The following is a 16,084-nucleotide window of genomic DNA, read 5'->3' as shown; positions in this document are numbered from 1 at the left end:
CATGTCATGTTTTGGGTGTTATTACAAAAACGTGATTTCTGCCACAACACGAAGCATGATGGCTGTTTAACGCCATTCTGACCGATCGGTTCATTGCCTTTTTTACTTTTTTCAGGATGCCCCACCATGATTTCGCAGTTTTCTGAAGACGAGATCCAGCGCTATTCCCGCCACATTCTTTTGCCCGAGGTTGGCGGAATTGGGCAGATGGCGCTGAAAGGGGCTTCCGTGCTGATTATTGGTGCGGGGGGCTTGGGTTCACCCACGGCACTGTATCTGGCCGCAGCCGGTGTGGGGCGCATCGGGCTGGTGGATGATGATGTGGTGGAGCTTTCCAACCTTCAGCGGCAAATCCTGCACGCCACGGCAGATGTGGGCCGCAGGAAGATAGACTCCGCCCGCGCCACGCTGGAGGCCCTCAACCCCGGCATTGTGGTGGAAACACACCCCCAGCGGCTGGATGCGACATCCGCAGAAGGGCTGACAAGCCAGTACGATCTGGTGTGTGATGGGTGCGATAACTTTGCCACCCGCTATGTGGTGAACGCCGCCTGTGTAAAAACCCGCAAAGTGCTGGTTTCCGCCGCTGTGCAGCGGTTTGAGGGGCAACTTTCCACCTTTCGCCCGTGGCGCGGTGGGCCGTGTTACCACTGCCTCTACCCACAAACCGATGGTGAAGCCTCTGGCCTGAGCTGTGGTGAAGCCGGGGTGTTTGGCGCCGTAACGGGCGTGATGGGCACCTTGCAGGCCACCGAGGCCCTGAAGGAACTGCTGAATATAGGGGAAAGCATGGCCGGGCGTTTGCTGATGTGGGATGCCCTGCGCACGCGCTTTACCACCATTATGCTGGAGGCAGACCCCAACTGCCCCGTATGCGGCGGCATGGGGGCGGAACACGCCCACACACCCCAGCAACAGGCCGCACCTTCTGCCGGGTAGGCAGCCACAAACATATATGCGGCTGCGACTCCTGTTGCACTTACGCATGCAGCACCTTCAGGCAGCGGAGAATACGGGCCTTTTCCCCAAGGGATGTGCAGGCAGGGTGTGTTGGGCATAGGCTGCATGTGCGGGGCATGTCTGGCGGGAATGCAAGGTTTGGCTTAGATTTGCCGCGGCTTTGGCAGGGCAGGGCATGCGCCCTTATCTGCCGCCACGCGCGGGATAAGGTGTGATGCCTCTTGCCCCGGCGCGTCTCTCTTGGCAGGGATGCAGGCATGATGTTCACACGCTCTTCCATTTTCCGGCTTCACCTGCTTGCCTGTGCGGCAGGCTGTGCCGTGGCTTTTGCCAGTGTTCCCACGGTTTCTGCCAATGCGGCAGAGCAGAAAAAAACCTCGGCGCACAGCCACCACGCGCATCATGCAGGGGCCACGCATGAAGGCGCTTCTGCCAAGGCGGGAAAAAAGGCTTCCGCCAAGTCGGACACCGCAAAGTCAGACAGTGCAGAGGCCAAGGCCGCGCACAGCAAAAAGAGCAAGCATCATAAAAAGCACCACGCGGCTGGGCATGAGGCCACAGCCACACATACCGCTGCCGCCAAGCACCACCCTGCCGCCACGGCTGCCGTAGGGGCCGCAGCGGGGGCAGGGGCAGTTGCCGCTGGCACAGCCGCAGCAGATGCCGCAAACCCGGCCACTCCTCCGGCAGATGCTGCGCCAGAACCGCCAAAGGGCACCGTAACGGGCCTGCCGCTGCCACGTTATGCGGCATTGCGGGCGGATGAAGTGAACATGCGTGCCGGGCCGGGGCAGCGTTTCCCCATTATCTGGGTGTATCATCGCCGCGGTATGCCGGTGCGGATCGAGCGTGAATTTGATGTGTGGCGTCTGGTAGAAGACCCCACGGGCCAGAAGGGCTGGATGCAGCAGGCCACCCTTGCAGGCGGGCGAGATTTTCTGGTGCCGGGTGAACCCGCGGGGGATGATGCCCCCATAGCGCCCAAGCTGGACAAGAATGGTGAGAAAATTCCCGCATCCGGCCACATGGATACGCGCGTTGTAGAAACAGTGCCCACGCTGGATGATGCCAAAAGCATTGCGGGTGCCGTTATGCTTCGTGCAAGTGCCAGTGATGATGCCCCCGTTGTAGCGGTGCTGAAACCGGGTGCTGTAGGCTCTGTTAAGGAATGTGCGGCGGGGTCTGCCTGGTGCAGGGTTTCCGTTAAACAGTATAATGGCTGGGTGCCACGCAAGGCGATCTGGGGTGTGGATGCTGATGAGGCCGTTAACCCCTCCTGAAAGACCCCAGCGGACTAGAAGGAGAAACAGATATGGCTGAATCCACACAACAGGGTTCGGGCGCAGAACAGGCGCAAACCTGCCGTACTAAAATTGTGGCCACACTCGGCCCGGCTTCTTCAGATTATGCAACCATCCGCGATCTGGCTTTGGCCGGGGCGGATGTGTTTCGCTTCAACTTCTCCCACGGCACGCATGAAGATCACGCCGCCCGCCACGCCATTGTGCGGCGGTTGGAAGAAGAACTGGGCACCCCCATTGGTATTCTGGCCGATATGCAGGGGCCCAAGCTGCGCGTGGGCCGCTTTGCCGCAGGCCGCATTATCTTGCAGCCGGGTGCCACCTTTCGGTTCGATCTGTCTGACGTGCCGGGGGATGAGCACCGCGTAAACCTGCCGCACCCGGAAATTATCAGCGCCGTGCGCCCCGGCAGCCGCCTGCTGATGGATGATGGCAAGCTGGCCGTTGTGGTGGAAAAGGTAGGGCCAGACTGGATAGAAACGCGGGTGGATGTAGGTGGCCCGCTTTCTGACCATAAAGGCGTGAACGTGCCGGATGTGGCGCTGCCTATTCCCGCCCTGACGGAAAAAGACCGCAAGGATCTGGCCTTTGCGCTGGATCTGGGGGTGGATTACGTGGCCCTTTCCTTTGTGCAGCGGGCCGAGGATGTAGCGCAGGCCCGTGCGCTGGTGGGTGAACGCGCCGCCGTGCTGACCAAGCTGGAAAAACCGCAGGCCGTTGAAAATCTGGACGCCATTCTGGAACTGTCTGATGCAGTTATGGTGGCGCGTGGGGATCTGGGCGTTGAACTGCCGCCCGAAACCGTGCCGCTGGTGCAAAAGCGCATTATCCGTGCCGCCCGCAGGCTGGGCAAACCCGTTGTGGTGGCCACCCAGATGCTGGAAAGCATGATTTCTGCCCCAACCCCCACACGGGCCGAGGCATCGGATGTGGCAACAGCCGTGTTTGATGGTGCAGATGCCGTAATGCTTTCTGCCGAATCCGCAGCGGGCAAATACCCGCGTGAGGCTGTGCGGATTATGAACCGCATTTTGTGGCGGGTGGAAGAAGATGCCGGTTGGCAGGCCCACATGGCCGCAGCCCGTCTGGCCCCGGAAGATTACGTGGCCGATGCCATTGCCAGCGCCGTGCAGCAGGTGGCAGATACGCTCAAGGCTCCGGCCATTGTGGCCTACACGCACCGCGGCCCCACGGCGCTACGCATTGCGCGTGAACGGCCCACATGCCCCATTCTGGGCATTACGCCCACACATACATCTGCCCGGCGCATGGCGCTGGTATGGGGTGTGCGGGCCTTTGTAAGCGCGCCGCACAAGCCCACAACCACGGTGGAAGATGTGGTGGACGCCGCGCTGGATGTGGTCAACCGGGCTGGCATAGGGGCGGAAGGGGATTCCGTGGTGATAGCCGCCGGTGTGCCCTTTGGCGTAAGTGGGTCCACTAACCTTTTGCGCGTGGCGCGTATTGGCTGAAAACCGTGCAGGGCAGGGGGTTTGCAATGGCCCCATGCCCTTGCGCAAAGGGGTTGCCGCAGCCAAAGGGGTGACAGTGCAGGGCCAAGGCAGTATGCACCCGCTCCATATGGCAGAAATTGCCCGGTAAACGCAGGAGGCTCAATGGCACCCCCACGTAGCAGGCTGGCAAGACGCACAATGCTGAAAGGCATAACCGCGCTTTCTGCAACCGTGGCGGCCCCGGTGCTGGCCCGTGGGGCGGATGAGGTTCTGCCCGATACCGTGCGCCCGCCCGATGTTACCACCAATCCGCCGCGCCAATGGGGGGTAAACGGCCCGCCCGTTTATACGCCAGACCCGGACGTGCTGGTGATTGATCGCTCGTTCCGTGATCTGCTGTACGGCAACGCCGCGCTGCACCGTGTGTGGGATAAAGGCACATGGCTGGAAGGGCCTGCGTGGTCATCCCAAGGGCGGTATCTGTTGTTTAGTGATGTGGTGGCAAGCCGGCAGTATCGCTATTTGTGGGAAACGGGGGAGGTGACGGTTTTTCGCCCGGAATCCTACCACGCCAATGGCAACACGTTTGATTATCAGGGCCGCCAGATTACGTGCGAGCACTTTTTGCGCCGCGTGATCAGGTGGGAGCACGATGGCTCCGCCCATGTGGTGGCCGACAAGTTTGAGGGCCACTCCCTCAACTCCCCCAATGATGTGATAGCCCACCCGGATGGCAGCATCTGGTTTACTGATCCGGGATATGGAGACAACGTGGCCGAAGGCCATGCCGACATGCCGGGCGGTGAGGCCAACCCGGATGGGCATATCCGCTGGAAAATAGGGGAAGAACTTATTGGCACGCTGGGTGGTTCGCGCCGGCAGGCAGACCATACCTTCCGTGTAGATGCCACGGGCCATCTGGATGTGGTGCTCACGCAGGCGCAGTTGCCCAACCCCAACGGGCTGTGCTTCTCGCCCGATTTTTCGCGGCTTTATGTTATTTCATCCGGCAAGCAGCCGGGCGGGCATGGGCATGATGGAGATCAGGCCGTGCATGTGTTTGATCTGCACAAGGAGGAACTGCCGCTTTCCAACCCGCGCCTGTTCACCAACATGCGGTTTGAAGGCGTGCAGATGGGGCCAGATGGCATGAAGGCCGATGTGCACGGCAACATCTGGTGCGGTGTAAGCGGGCCGGTGGGGCTGTGCGGGGTGTTTGTGTTTAACCCCGAAGGGCACCTTATTGGCCGCATTCGTCTGCCGCAGAGTGTTTCTAACCTGACATTTGGCGGCCCCAAGCGCGATTGGCTATTTATGTGCGCGGGGGATTCCCTCTACCGTTTGCAGGTGAACACCCAAGGCGCCGCCCCAGCCTGAGAAAGCGCAGCGATTAAGCGCTTTTCTTCAGGAGCAGGGGCAGTAGCCCAAACAGCGCACAGGTGATGGCGGCAAACCATGCCAGACCATCTGGCGCAGCGGCCATGGAGCTGGCAGCCAGCGCAGGCCCTGCAAACGCGCCCGCACCCCATGCAAGGGAGCTGAGGGTGTAAATGGCTATCAGGTCTCCGCCCTTATAGCGGTCTCCCACAACAGACATGGCCACTGTGTAAATACTGGCAAACACGCCATCCCACGCAAACAGCACCGCATGGGCTATGCCGGGGTGATGGATAGCCACCGGCCACAACAACGCGCCCGCCGCGGCCACCCCGGCTAATGAAACCAGAAGCCAGCGGCGGCTTGTGCGGTCTCCTATCCAGCCAATGGGAATCTGGAACGCCGTGGCGCCCAGCAGCATGATGCTCAGTAACAGTGTGGCGCCATGTTCTGACCACCCGGAGTGCATGGCGTACAGCGCCAGAAAAGAGGTCGCGGCCGAATCCAGCATGGCAATCAGCAATGTTGCGGCAATGGCTATGGGGGCCAAAGGCAGATAGCGCAGCAGGCTGGGGCGTTGTGGGGGTGTAAGCTGCGGGTGCGGCAACCACGGTGCTGCCACAAGCCCGGTGGCAACCAGCAGGCCAATACTGGCACAGGCAAAGGGCAGGGCGCTGGTGCGGCCCGTTACAGTCAGCAAGGCGGGGCCTGCTGCAATGCCAATGGAAAGCAGCGTGCTATAAAGCCCCATCACGCGGCCTCTGGCGTGGTCTGGTGTAATCTGGTTCAGCCAGCTTTCAGAAAGCACCAGAATAATCTCGCACGCAGCCCCCAGCACGGTGCGCAGGCCAAACCACACCCAGATGAACGGCAGCAGCGGAAAAAGGGCCAGCGTGGCAGCACCCGTAAGCAAAGCCAGTGTAACGGCTCGCTTGGGCCCCAAGGCCATGCTGATGCGCGGGATAAACGGCGCAATGGCCAGGGAGCCCACAGCGTGCATCATGGTGTTGGCGGCAATCATGCCGGTGCCAAAGCCCAGATCCACCATTTCCAGCGTAAACAGGGGCGCACCCAGCCCCATAACCAGCCCGAACATAAGCCCTACAACAGTAAGGGAAAGGGTGGGGGCGGCGCTTATGGCAGAACGCGCAGGGGGGTGAAGCAGCATAGGCTGGCTTGTAGCCGGTTGCGTGCGCCGGAGCCAGCCTTCACGCCCTTGGGCGTGTGCGCATTTAGAACAGTTTGTTGATAAGCGTGTTGCCAATGCCAAACCCCGCGCCAGATGCAAGGGAATGGGCAAAGCCGGAGTTGATGACATCATTCAGCACATTTTCCACTTCCGGCTTGACGGTGCTGAGGGCGGAGGGCTGCGGCGGGGCCACATTCTGCTGCACCTGTGTGGCAAGGGCCGTGTGCAGGGCCTGAAGCAGGTTGATAACCTGAGATTGCTCATCACGCAGGGAAAGGGCCAGTTCCTTCAGGTCCAGCAGCCATTCACGGGCCTGCATATCTCCGCCATCGGCTGCGGTTTGCATTTTGGCGCACAGCGTTTGCAGCGCGGTGGCAGATTGTTGGGCCTGTGCCTGAAACTGGTTGTAGGTTTGATCTATGGCCTGAATATCCATGCTAAAAACCCTTTCAATATAATGTGTTCTACGGTGCGGAGCACACCACCATAAAGGGGTAAATGCAAGCCGTGCGGCCTGTGTGCAGCCACCCCCGGTGGCAGCCATGATACGCACTGGTGAGGATTTTGCGTGCATTCCTGCGCGCGGGCGGCTATTTGTCTGGCCAAGCAAACATCAGCAAAGCCATTCTCCACCCTTTCAGGCAGAAAGCGGTGGCGTGGCCCGCAGGGAATATCAGGCCTTTACATGGATATCCGCAATATCGCCATCATTGCCCACGTTGACCACGGCAAGACGACTCTGGTTGACGAACTGCTCAAGCAGTCGGGTTCGTTCCGCGAAAACCAGCACGTTGCCGAACGCGCAATGGACAGCAACGATCTGGAACGCGAACGTGGCATTACCATTCTTGCCAAGTGCACATCCGTTGTCTGGAAAGATACCCGTATCAACATTATTGATACACCCGGACACGCCGACTTTGGCGGGGAAGTGGAACGTATTTTAAGCATGGTGGATGGCGCCATTGTGCTGGTGGACTCCGCCGAAGGTGCGCTGCCGCAGACCAAGTTTGTGGTTGGCAAGGCACTGGCCCGCGGCCTGAAGCCAATTGTGGTTGTGAACAAGATTGACCGTGGCGATGCCCGCCCCGATGAAGTGCACAACGAAATTTTCGATCTGTTTGCAGCCCTTGGCGCAAATGATGAGCAGCTTGACTTCCCGATGCTGTTTGCTTCCGGCCGTCAGGGCTGGGCAGATGAAACGCTGGACGGCGCCCGCAAGGACCTGAGCCCGATGTTCGAGCTGATCCTGCGCCATGTGCCAGCTCCGAATCTGGACAAAGACAAGCCCTTCGCCATGACAGCCACCATTCTGGAAAGTGACAACTTTCTGGGCCGCGTGCTGACAGGCCGTGTGGAACAGGGCCGCGCCAAGGTGAACATGCCTGTTAAGGTGCTGCGGGCCGATGGCTCCGTGGTGGAAACAGGCCGCCTGACCAAGCTGCTTTCCTTCCGTGGTCTGGACCGCGTGGGCGTGGAAGAAGTGGAAGCGGGTGACATTGTGGCCGTGGCCGGTTTGTCTGAAGCCACCATTCCAGACACCATTGCCGCCCCGGAAGTTGAAGCCCCGCTGGAAGCTATTCCGGTTGATCCGCCGACACTGTCCATGACTTTCCGCCTGAACGATGGCCCGCTGGGTGGCCGTGAAGGCAAGAAGGTGACGTCTCGCCAGATTCGTGACCGTCTGTTCAAGGAAATCGAAAGCAACATTGCTATTCGCGTGACAGACAGCCCCGAAAGCGAAGCGTTTGAAGTGGCTGGCCGTGGTGAACTTCAGCTTGGTGTGCTGATTGAAACCATGCGCCGTGAAGGCTTTGAGCTGACAATCGGCCGCCCGCGCGTGCTGTTCCGCACCAATGAAGAAACCGGTGAGCGCGAAGAGCCTTACGAAGAAGTTACCATTGATGTGGACGAACCCTATTCCGGCGTTGTGGTGGAAAAGATGTCCCTCCGCAAAGGCCAGATGCAGGACATGCGCCCCTCCGGCGGTGACAAGGTGCGTCTCACATTCGTCATCCCGTCTCGCGGGCTGATTGGTTATCACGGTGAGTTCCTGACCGACACGCGCGGCACGGGTATCATGAACCGTCTGTTCTCCCACTACGGGCCTTATGCTGGCACCGTGGAAGGCCGCCGCAACGGGTCTCTGATTTCTGCAGAAAACGGGGCAACCACGCAGTACTCCCTGTTCTCCCTGCAGGATCGTGGCACGCTGTTCGTGGATGCGGGTGAAACGGTTTATCAGGGCATGATCATTGGTGAGCATTCCCGTGAGAATGATCTGGAAGTAAACCCGATCCGTGAAAAGAAGCTGACCAACATGCGTGCCGCCGGTAAGGACGAAGCCCTGCTGCTGACCCCGCCGCGCCGTATGTCTTTGGAACAGGCTATTGCTTACATTGAAGATGATGAGCTGGTGGAAGTAACCCCATCTGCCATCCGCCTGCGTAAGCGGTATCTGGACCCGAACGAACGCAAGAAGCGCGCCAAGAAAGTAGACTGATTCTGTAACTTGTGGGCTGCCTAGCTTTTGGGCAGCCTGTAAGTGTGGCGCGTTTATGGTGTAGGCATATTTTTTTCGGTTACATCATTTTGTCACATACAGAAGTGCTTCAAGTGCTTTTTCCTATAAAAACCGCCTGTTACAGGGCGGTTTTTTTGGTTTTGCCCGTGCCAATATGGCCTGTTTACGGCTGTCAAGTGGCGGAGCGGTGATATGTGCAAAGATTGCACAAATTTTAGCTCAAGACGCTGTGCTTTTGCCGTGATAATAAGCAATGCATAAACCGGTCTATGTGCTGGATGCGGGGTTGTCCTGCATGAGGCGGATTGGACCACAGGTTTTTGGAGACATTCTATGATTTCTCGTCGTCTGCTTGCGGCTCTGTCCACCGTTGCCCTGCTGGGCGCTGCTGCTCCTTCCTTCGCTCAGGAAGCTGCTGCTCCTGCCGCACCTGCTGCCCCGGAAGCTGCTGCTCCTGCTGCTGCCCCAGAAGGCGCTGGCCCGGCTGCTGAAGAAGCTGGTAAAACCGAAGAAAGCAAAGGTGCAGCTGCCCACAAAGGCCACAAAGGTAAGCACCATGGTGGCAAGCACCACGGTAAGAAGAAAGCCGCAGCTCCGGCTTCTGACGCTTCTTCTTCTGAATCTGCTCAGTAATAACCCGGCAGAAAGGGGCACTGCGTTACAGGCGCGGTGCTTCCTGCCTGCTGCGGCATAAAGCTGCGCATATTAAAAAGGCCGCTGGTGGTTTTGCCACTGCGGCCTTTTTTTGTGCCCGATGTAGAGGGCTATTTTTTATAAACAGCTAGATCAGCGCCGCAGCGGGCAAGCCCGCGCCAGCTTAGTTATAGCGGCTGATGGAAAGATCCAGCGCCGGAATATCGGGCTTTTTGCCGTGCACAAGGTCTGCAATCAAACGGCCAGAACCACAGGCCATTGTCCAGCCTAGCGTGCCGTGGCCGGTGTTCAGCCACAGGTTTGTAAAGGCGAGCACAGGGCCAATAACAGGTGTGCCATCTGGCGTGCAGGGGCGCAGGCCTGTCCAGTATGTTGCGGCGGTCAGGTCTCCGCCGCCAAACAGTTCAGAAAAAGAAAGTTCCAGCGTTTCACGCCGGTCAGGGCTTAGCTTCTGGCTATAACCCGTCAGTTCCGCCGTGCCACCTACCCGGATCCGGTTGCCAAGGCGTGTAATGGCCAGCTTGTAGGATGTATCATTCACGGTGGATGTGGGGGCGTGGGTTTCATCCGTAAGGGGCAGGGTGAGGGAATAGCCTTTTACGGGGTAAACGGGCAGATGCACGCGCAACGGGTGCAGCAGCAGCGGGCTATAGCTGCCCATGGCCACAATATAGGCATCCCCCCGGAAGTGCCCGGCACTGGTGCGCACAGACATAATCTCATCCGCTGCGGCATCCAGCCCCAGAATGGTGGTGTCATATACAAACTTCACACCCTTGGCTTCTGCCATGCGGGCCAGCCTTTGGGTGAAAATATGTGCATCGCCCGATTCATCACCGGGTAAATACAGCCCACCCGTAAGCAGATGCTTGGCATGGGCTAGGCCGGGTTCGTGCTCTAAAACCTGATCCACCGCCAAAAGCTGGTGCGGAATGTTGGCTTCTGCCAGCAGGCGCATATCGTGCTGGGCGGTGTCTATCTGTTTGTTGGTGCGGAAAAGCTGGATCAGCCCGCGCTGCCTGTCATCATACGTAATGCCGGTTTCTTCACGCAGGGCGTCCAGACAATCACGGCTGTATTCGGCAATGCGCAACATGCGGGATTTGTTGATATCATACGCATGGGCATTACAGTTTTTTAAAAGCTGTTCCATCCAGCGCAGCATGGCCAGATCAAACCGTTTGCGAATAACAAGCGGGCTGGTTTTGGGGTGCAGCATCCACTTTGCGGCCTGAAGCGGCAGGCCGGGAGATGCCCATGGTGTGGAATATCCGGGGGAAACCTGCCCCGCATTGGCAAACGATGTTTCAAGCGCTGGGGCGGGCTGGCGGTCTATCACCGTGACTTCATGCCCAAGGCTGGCCAGATACCAGGCCGATGTCACCCCGATAACGCCAGCGCCGAGAATGATGACTTGCACGGTTTTATCCTTACTCACAAGGCAGATGGATCAGGCAGGCACCATACCTTGCTGCGCCCAACCGCGCCAGAACCCGGAAGAAAACTGGCATGGCGCACGCTGTAGGGAGGTATGCGAGAATAACGCGCAAAAAGTGCCTAACCCATTGCACAACAAAGATGCGTTTATAAAAAATGGCGGCATGTTGTGCCCGCTTGGGGCCATGCCGCCATAATGGCGTGGGGTTTAGGCAGGCACACCTTTGCTGGTGGAATATTCAAAGTGCAACGCCTGATCTGGGTTCACAATGGGGTAAATGGCGTGGGCGGCCATGGCGGCTTCACTAAACCCTTGCAAAATCAGCTTCAGTTTGCCGGGGTAGGTAGCCACATCGCCCACGGCAAACACGCCCGGCAGGCTGGTTTCACAGCTTGAGGGCGTTACGGGAATGGTGGAGCGCATGGTATCCATACCCCACCGCGCCACAGGCCCCAGATCTGTTGCCAGCCCAAAGAAAGGCAGCAGCACATCGGCTTCCAGCATGCGGGTTGCGCCATCCAGATCAGCCACTTCCACGCCTTCTAGCGCGCCGTTCTGGCCGTGCAGGGCATGGAGCTGATAGGGCACCACCTTTTCAATCTGCCCGGCGGCTACGGCCTCATCCAACTGGCGCAGGCTTTCCGGCGCACCGCGGAACCTGTCACGCCGATGCACGAGGTACAGCTTTTCTGCATTGTCTTTGAGGGAAAGCGCCCAATCCAGCGCGGAATCGCCACCACCGGCAATAACAATACGGCGGCCTGCAAAATCGGCTTTGCGGCGCACATAGTATTGCACGGCCCCGGTATCTTCAAACGCTTCCAAACCTTCCAGCGGCGGACGGTTGGGGCCAAAGGCACCTGCACCGGCGGCAATAATAATGGCCTTGGCCTTTAGCGTGGTGGCCTGGTTGGTGCCCAGCGTAAAGTTGCCCCGGTGGCCCTCAAGGCTTTCCACCCGGTGCTTGAGCAGGCGCGGGATGTTGAAAGGGGCAATCTGTTCTTCCAGCCGGGCAATAAGCTGCGCGCCTTCTACGGCGGGGCAGGCGGGAATATCGTAAATCGGCTTTTCCGGGTACAGGGCTGCACATTGGCCGCCCACTTCTGGCAGCACATCAATCAGCACACAGTTCAGCCGCAGCATGGCGCACTGAAAAGCGGCAAAAAGCCCGGCTGGGCCAGCGCCAATTATGGCTACGTCTGTTTCTGCTGGCGTATCAGTCATGGCGTGGCGTGATGCTCCCTTATCTGGTTACATTAAAATACAGTTTCTGTTTTGCGCCAGCACGGGCCGGTGCGCAATGGCCTAGAATAAGCAACACCCCGAAGCAGAATTTGCTTCGGGGTGTGCAGATATGCTCATGGCAAAAAGACGTGCGGCAGAAAGTTCAGCCTTTGGCCAAGGCCTGCTTGAGTTTTTCATCCAGCACATCAAGGAAGGGCTGCGTGTCCAGCCATTTGGTGCCGTTGCCCACCAGTAGCGCCAGATCCTTGGTCATCTGCCCGCCTTCCACGGTATCTACGCACACTTTTTCCAGCGTGTTGGCAAAGTGCACAACGTCTGGCGTATCATCAAAGCGGCCGCGATAAGCCAGCCCACGTGTCCATGCAAAAATGGAGGCAATGGGGTTGGTGCTGGTGGGCTTGCCTTTCTGGTGTTCACGGTAATGGCGGGTGACGGTGCCATGCGCAGCTTCGGCTTCCACCACATCGCCCTTGGGGCTGAGCAGCACGGATGTCATCAACCCAAGGCTGCCAAAACCCTGTGCCACAATGTCACTTTCCACATCGCCATCGTAGTTTTTGCAGGCCCATACATAGCCACCCGGCCATTTAAGGGCGCAGGCCACCATGTCATCAATCAGGCGGTGTTCGTAGGTCAGGCCCAGCTTTTCAAACTCGGCCTTGAATTCCTTTTCGTACACTTCCTGAAACACATCCTTGAACATGCCATCATAGGCTTTCAGGATAGTGTTCTTGGTGGACAGATAAACCGGCAGCTTGCGGTCGCGCCCGTAGGAGAGGGAAGCACGGGCAAAGCCTTCGATGGAGGCACGGGTGTTGTGCATACCCAGCGCCACGCCGGGGCCCTTGAAGTCATGCACATCCAGCGTAATGGGCTCACCACCATCTTCGGGAATGTAGTTGAGCGTCACCTTGCCGGGGCCGGGGATCTTGGTTTCCGCAGCGCGGTAGATATCCCCATAGGCATGGCGGCCAATCACGATGGGCTTTGTCCAGTGCGGCACAAGGCGCGGCACGTTGGAGCAGATGATGGGTTCACGAAAAATGGTGCCATCCAGAATATTGCGGATAGTGCCGTTGGGTGAACGCCACATTTTTTTCAGCCCAAACTCCTTCACCCGTGCTTCATCGGGGGTGATGGTGGCGCATTTTACGGCCACGCCGTAGCGTTTGGTGGCTTCTGCGGCTTCTACGGTCACCTTGTCATCCGTGGTATCACGGTTTTCTATGCCCAGATCGTAATATTTCAGGTCAATATCCAGATAGGGCAGAATCAGGCGCTCACGAATGAAGTGCCAGATGATACGGGTCATTTCATCCCCGTCCATTTCCACCACCGGGTTCTTGACCTTGATTTTAGCCATAATACTGCATCCGATTCGAAGAGTGTCTTGCATTCGTTGCGCGCAGATGCGGAATACGCATAGGCATCATGCAGTGCGCGAATTGAGACCATAAGCAGGGATGCAACACTGCGCTGTTCACGATCAGGACAGAACAGGCCCTGTTGGGCGCAATGGTGCTTATGCGCGGGCAAAAATCTTTGTTTTTTGCGGGGTAGGCCCTGTTATCACAAACATGTCAGGGCTGTGGGCGGATGGAGCATTCCATCCCGCTCAAGAGGTGCCGTGGGGAAGATGTTATGCTAACTCTGTGCATTATTAAGAAAAATGGCTGGCCGCCTGTATGCATGTGTCAGCCAAAATCATGATTCCGCGTATGGAACGGGCAGCCGGGGTAAGCTGAGGCATGTTTTCTTTTATATCATTTCACGGGCACATTCTGGCTCATCGTGATTTCTATCTGACGGGCATTCCGGTTGCGCAGGCCGCTTCTTCGCAGTGGAAGGTGGTTCAGTTGGACCCCGCAAGCAATAGTCTGCAAGGGTTTGCGGATATTGCGGTTGGCGTTGTGGAAGAGGGCGATAACAGAGGACTGGTGACCCTGGGGAATGGTACAAACTTTTTGTGTGCCAATCAGCATGCTGAACTGGCATGGATGCCGCATGTTCAGACATGGGAACGGTTTGTGCCCGTACTTAGCCAGCATGTGCCTTTGCTGGCCCGCTTGGCGCAGGGTAAATGGCTGATTCCCGGGCAGCAGCAGGCAGAGCCTGTTTCGTTTCATGAATATGCGCTGCGTCTTGGCGGGCGCGATTGGGACCTGCGCACCCTTTTCCTACGTGAAAAAGGTGATGCCATTGTGATTTCCGATGGGCGAGAGCAGGAAATCGTGCTCCAGCCCAGCCCCATGGCGGTGCAAAAAACCTTTATGGCGGCGCTGTCTGCGCAGATACAGGCCATGGAGGATAGCCCGTTTGTGAAGGCTGCACAGGCTGCCCGCCAACGTTTGCTTGTAGCCCCCGAAGATTCTGGCTGTCTGCTGGAACTGGCAAAAAACTGCGCCAAAGCTGGGCAACTTGGCTTGGCGCGCACTGCGGTGTTGTGTGCGGCGTTGCAGGATTTCCGGCCAGATATCTCCTTCTTTTCTGCCATTTTGGCATTGCGGGAAGGTGAGACCAAGCAGGCTGCAGATTTGGCCGCTCTGGCTCTGAAAGGCCGGTTTGGCGATGCCCCCATACCTGAACAGCTTACGCAGCTAGTGCAGCGGACAGAGCAGGGAGAGGCCGCACTGCTTTTGCTGCCTGCAGCCTTGAAAGATCTGCCAGACACAGAAGAGTTTGACCCCGCCTTTAACATTTTTATGGTGCCTTTGCCGGCCGCCATGCTGAGGGCAGAAGATGTGCGGCAGGCCTATTCCTACCTGTTTGAAGAAGTCGCCTCTGCCAGCACGCAGGAAGAACGGCTGCAACTGGTGCAGACCGATCTGGCGCAAAACAGAGCGCAATACTGGAACCAGGTTGTGTCGGGCCATTATGCATGGCTCAATCAGGATCGCGCCAGCGCAGACCCGCATTACGTTACGGCCCGCAAGCTTTCCAAAGATTCCGGCATCAAGGCCATTCGCTACAATTCTGGCGTTTATACATGGTTGCCGGAAGCCGCAGCCTATAACCTGCACGACCAGCAGGTAACGGACCAGTTGGGCATTGCAGGCTGGAGCTGGCATTCCAGCGTAGCGCCTGATCGGAGCGAGGCGGATACGCCAGATGCCTGTCTGGTTTTTGGATGTGATAATACTTATTTCCGCTTCGTACCCAAGCTTGTCATGTCTTTAATGCGGGCGTGTCAGGCACACCCAGAACACGGGCGCTTCCGCCTATGTTTGGGCGTGGATCGGCCCACGGATGAGCAGTTGATCCTGATGCGGGATCTTGTGTCCTTTTTCTCGGAAAAAGACCGTGGGATGGATGTGTCCTTCACGCACGGGCAGCTGAGCCATGCGAACGAGGCCACGTATCCCTGCATTCGTTACCTGATGCTGCCGCATATTGTGAGCCAGTGGCATTGCCCCGTGCTGATAGCCAATTGCGATGGCTACTTCCCGGAAGATTTCCCGGTCTTGTGGCAGGAGCTTACATCCGGTTCGGATTATGGGTTCCTGCTGAATGCTTACAATCATGAAGGCAAACAGATAAACGGAGAACCGTGGAGCTTTGGTACGGGCCTGTCCTATTTTGGGGAAACAGAGCTTCTGCCGCAGATCGGGCGGTATCTGCACAATTATGTGCAGCGGACATACAGCCCGGAAAATCCAACCAACTGGTGTATTGACCAATGCGCACTGGCGCAGGCTTATGCGCGCTTTGTTGCGCCGCGCTGGAATGACCTGCGGATACGCTTCATAGAGGAAGGCGCCCCCCTGTTGGTGGTGCCGCACCCCTGCTGGTAATGCCACACCATGTAGGCGGCCAAGATACGTTGCTGGAACCTGAGGGTGCCGTTTTTGAACAGGGTTTATGCCTGTTCACGCAAGGCAACGTTTAAGAGTGTTTTGGCAAAAGCCGGTCAGACCAAACTGGCCGGCTTTCTTTTTTGTAAAT

At 58.0% G+C, this 16,084-nt stretch carries 13 protein-coding genes; 8 read left to right on the top strand and 5 right to left on the bottom strand.

All coding sequences use genetic code 11. From position 1 onward, the window contains the following. The first annotated feature begins 126 nt into the window (after positions 1-126). The 5 genes from ABNV41_RS08170 (at position 127) to ABNV41_RS08150 (ending at position 5,092) form a co-directional block, all read left to right on the top strand. Complete coding sequence (locus tag ABNV41_RS08170; protein ID WP_349934535.1) at positions 127-939, top strand: molybdopterin-synthase adenylyltransferase MoeB; 813 nt, start codon at positions 127-129, stop codon at positions 937-939. Positions 940-1,217: 278 nt separating this feature from the next. Continuing rightward, a complete protein-coding gene (locus ABNV41_RS08165; RefSeq protein ID WP_050819369.1) occupies positions 1,218-2,240 on the top strand; it encodes an SH3 domain-containing protein in 1,023 nt (340 codons plus the stop codon). 32 nt (positions 2,241-2,272) lie between these two features. Next, positions 2,273-3,733 carry a pyruvate kinase gene (gene pyk, locus ABNV41_RS08160; RefSeq protein WP_087651461.1) on the top strand — a complete coding sequence of 487 codons (1,461 nt, stop codon included), beginning with the start codon at positions 2,273-2,275 and terminating at the stop codon, positions 3,731-3,733. Continuing rightward, positions 3,726-3,863: a hypothetical protein gene (locus tag ABNV41_RS08155; RefSeq protein WP_196332528.1), complete on the top strand. Its 138-nt coding sequence runs from the start codon at positions 3,726-3,728 to the stop codon at positions 3,861-3,863. The genes pyk and ABNV41_RS08155 overlap by 8 nt, the downstream gene beginning before the upstream one ends. Positions 3,864-3,877: 14 nt before the next feature. Next, a complete protein-coding gene (locus tag ABNV41_RS08150; protein ID WP_349934534.1) occupies positions 3,878-5,092 on the top strand; it encodes an SMP-30/gluconolactonase/LRE family protein in 1,215 nt (404 codons plus the stop codon). Positions 5,093-5,105: 13 nt separating this feature from the next. On the opposite strand, the gene ABNV41_RS08145 is transcribed toward ABNV41_RS08150, so the two are convergent. Next, entirely contained in the window at positions 5,106-6,260 is a 1,155-nt protein-coding gene (locus tag ABNV41_RS08145) for an MFS transporter (protein ID WP_050819372.1), read from the bottom strand. Between the two features lie 64 nt (positions 6,261-6,324). Continuing rightward, positions 6,325-6,825, bottom strand: a complete 501-nt coding sequence (locus tag ABNV41_RS08140) for a hypothetical protein (protein ID WP_080986854.1) — start codon at positions 6,823-6,825, stop codon at positions 6,325-6,327. Between the two features lie 141 nt (positions 6,826-6,966). Between ABNV41_RS08140 and typA the strand changes: the two genes are divergently transcribed. Both typA and ABNV41_RS08130 read left to right on the top strand, forming a co-directional pair. After that, a complete protein-coding gene (gene typA, locus ABNV41_RS08135) occupies positions 6,967-8,784 on the top strand; it encodes a translational GTPase TypA (protein ID WP_050820348.1) in 1,818 nt (605 codons plus the stop codon). 354 nt (positions 8,785-9,138) lie between these two features. Next, positions 9,139-9,438 carry a hypothetical protein gene (locus ABNV41_RS08130; protein WP_050819373.1) on the top strand — a complete coding sequence of 100 codons (300 nt, stop codon included), beginning with the start codon at positions 9,139-9,141 and terminating at the stop codon, positions 9,436-9,438. A gap of 184 nt (positions 9,439-9,622) precedes the next feature. Here ABNV41_RS08130 and ABNV41_RS08125 read toward each other — a convergent pair whose 3' ends face one another. The 3 genes from ABNV41_RS08125 to ABNV41_RS08115 all read right to left on the bottom strand — a co-directional run bounded on the left by ABNV41_RS08125 (position 9,623) and on the right by ABNV41_RS08115 (position 13,505). Further along, positions 9,623-10,879 (bottom strand): D-amino acid dehydrogenase, encoded by a 1,257-nt coding sequence (locus tag ABNV41_RS08125; RefSeq protein WP_050820349.1) that lies wholly within the window; start codon positions 10,877-10,879, stop codon positions 9,623-9,625. Between the two features lie 225 nt (positions 10,880-11,104). After that, entirely contained in the window at positions 11,105-12,121 is a 1,017-nt protein-coding gene (locus tag ABNV41_RS08120; protein ID WP_050819375.1) for an NAD(P)/FAD-dependent oxidoreductase, read from the bottom strand. Positions 12,122-12,284: 163 nt separating this feature from the next. After that, positions 12,285-13,505, bottom strand: coding sequence for an NADP-dependent isocitrate dehydrogenase (locus ABNV41_RS08115; RefSeq protein ID WP_050819376.1), 1,221 nt, complete (start codon positions 13,503-13,505; stop codon positions 12,285-12,287). A gap of 385 nt (positions 13,506-13,890) precedes the next feature. Between ABNV41_RS08115 and ABNV41_RS08110 the strand changes: the two genes are divergently transcribed. Then, entirely contained in the window at positions 13,891-15,933 is a 2,043-nt protein-coding gene (locus ABNV41_RS08110) for a hypothetical protein (protein ID WP_230844478.1), read from the top strand. Positions 15,934-16,084: the final 151 nt, after the last annotated feature.

This window comes from Acetobacter sp. A11-2 (assembly GCF_040208445.1).
Taxonomy (GTDB): Bacteria; Pseudomonadota; Alphaproteobacteria; order Acetobacterales; family Acetobacteraceae; genus Acetobacter; species Acetobacter oryzoeni.
The sequence above is the reverse complement of the archived record's forward strand: the minus strand, read 5'-3'. Positions and strand labels throughout refer to the sequence as shown.

Coding starts and splice junctions, on each gene's coding strand:
- ABNV41_RS08170 (WP_349934535.1), top strand. CDS start 127: ATGATTTCGCAGTTTTCTGAAGACGAGATCCAGCGCTATTCCCGCCAC.
- ABNV41_RS08165 (WP_050819369.1), top strand. CDS start 1,218: ATGATGTTCACACGCTCTTCCATTTTCCGGCTTCACCTGCTTGCCTGT.
- pyk (WP_087651461.1), top strand. CDS start 2,273: ATGGCTGAATCCACACAACAGGGTTCGGGCGCAGAACAGGCGCAAACC.
- ABNV41_RS08150 (WP_349934534.1), top strand. CDS start 3,878: ATGGCACCCCCACGTAGCAGGCTGGCAAGACGCACAATGCTGAAAGGC.
- ABNV41_RS08145 (WP_050819372.1), bottom strand. CDS start 6,260: ATGCTGCTTCACCCCCCTGCGCGTTCTGCCATAAGCGCCGCCCCCACC.
- ABNV41_RS08140 (WP_080986854.1), bottom strand. CDS start 6,825: ATGGCTGCCACCGGGGGTGGCTGCACACAGGCCGCACGGCTTGCATTT.
- typA (WP_050820348.1), top strand. CDS start 6,967: ATGGATATCCGCAATATCGCCATCATTGCCCACGTTGACCACGGCAAG.
- ABNV41_RS08130 (WP_050819373.1), top strand. CDS start 9,139: ATGATTTCTCGTCGTCTGCTTGCGGCTCTGTCCACCGTTGCCCTGCTG.
- ABNV41_RS08120 (WP_050819375.1), bottom strand. CDS start 12,121: ATGACTGATACGCCAGCAGAAACAGACGTAGCCATAATTGGCGCTGGC.
- ABNV41_RS08115 (WP_050819376.1), bottom strand. CDS start 13,505: ATGGCTAAAATCAAGGTCAAGAACCCGGTGGTGGAAATGGACGGGGAT.
- ABNV41_RS08110 (WP_230844478.1), top strand. CDS start 13,891: ATGTTTTCTTTTATATCATTTCACGGGCACATTCTGGCTCATCGTGAT.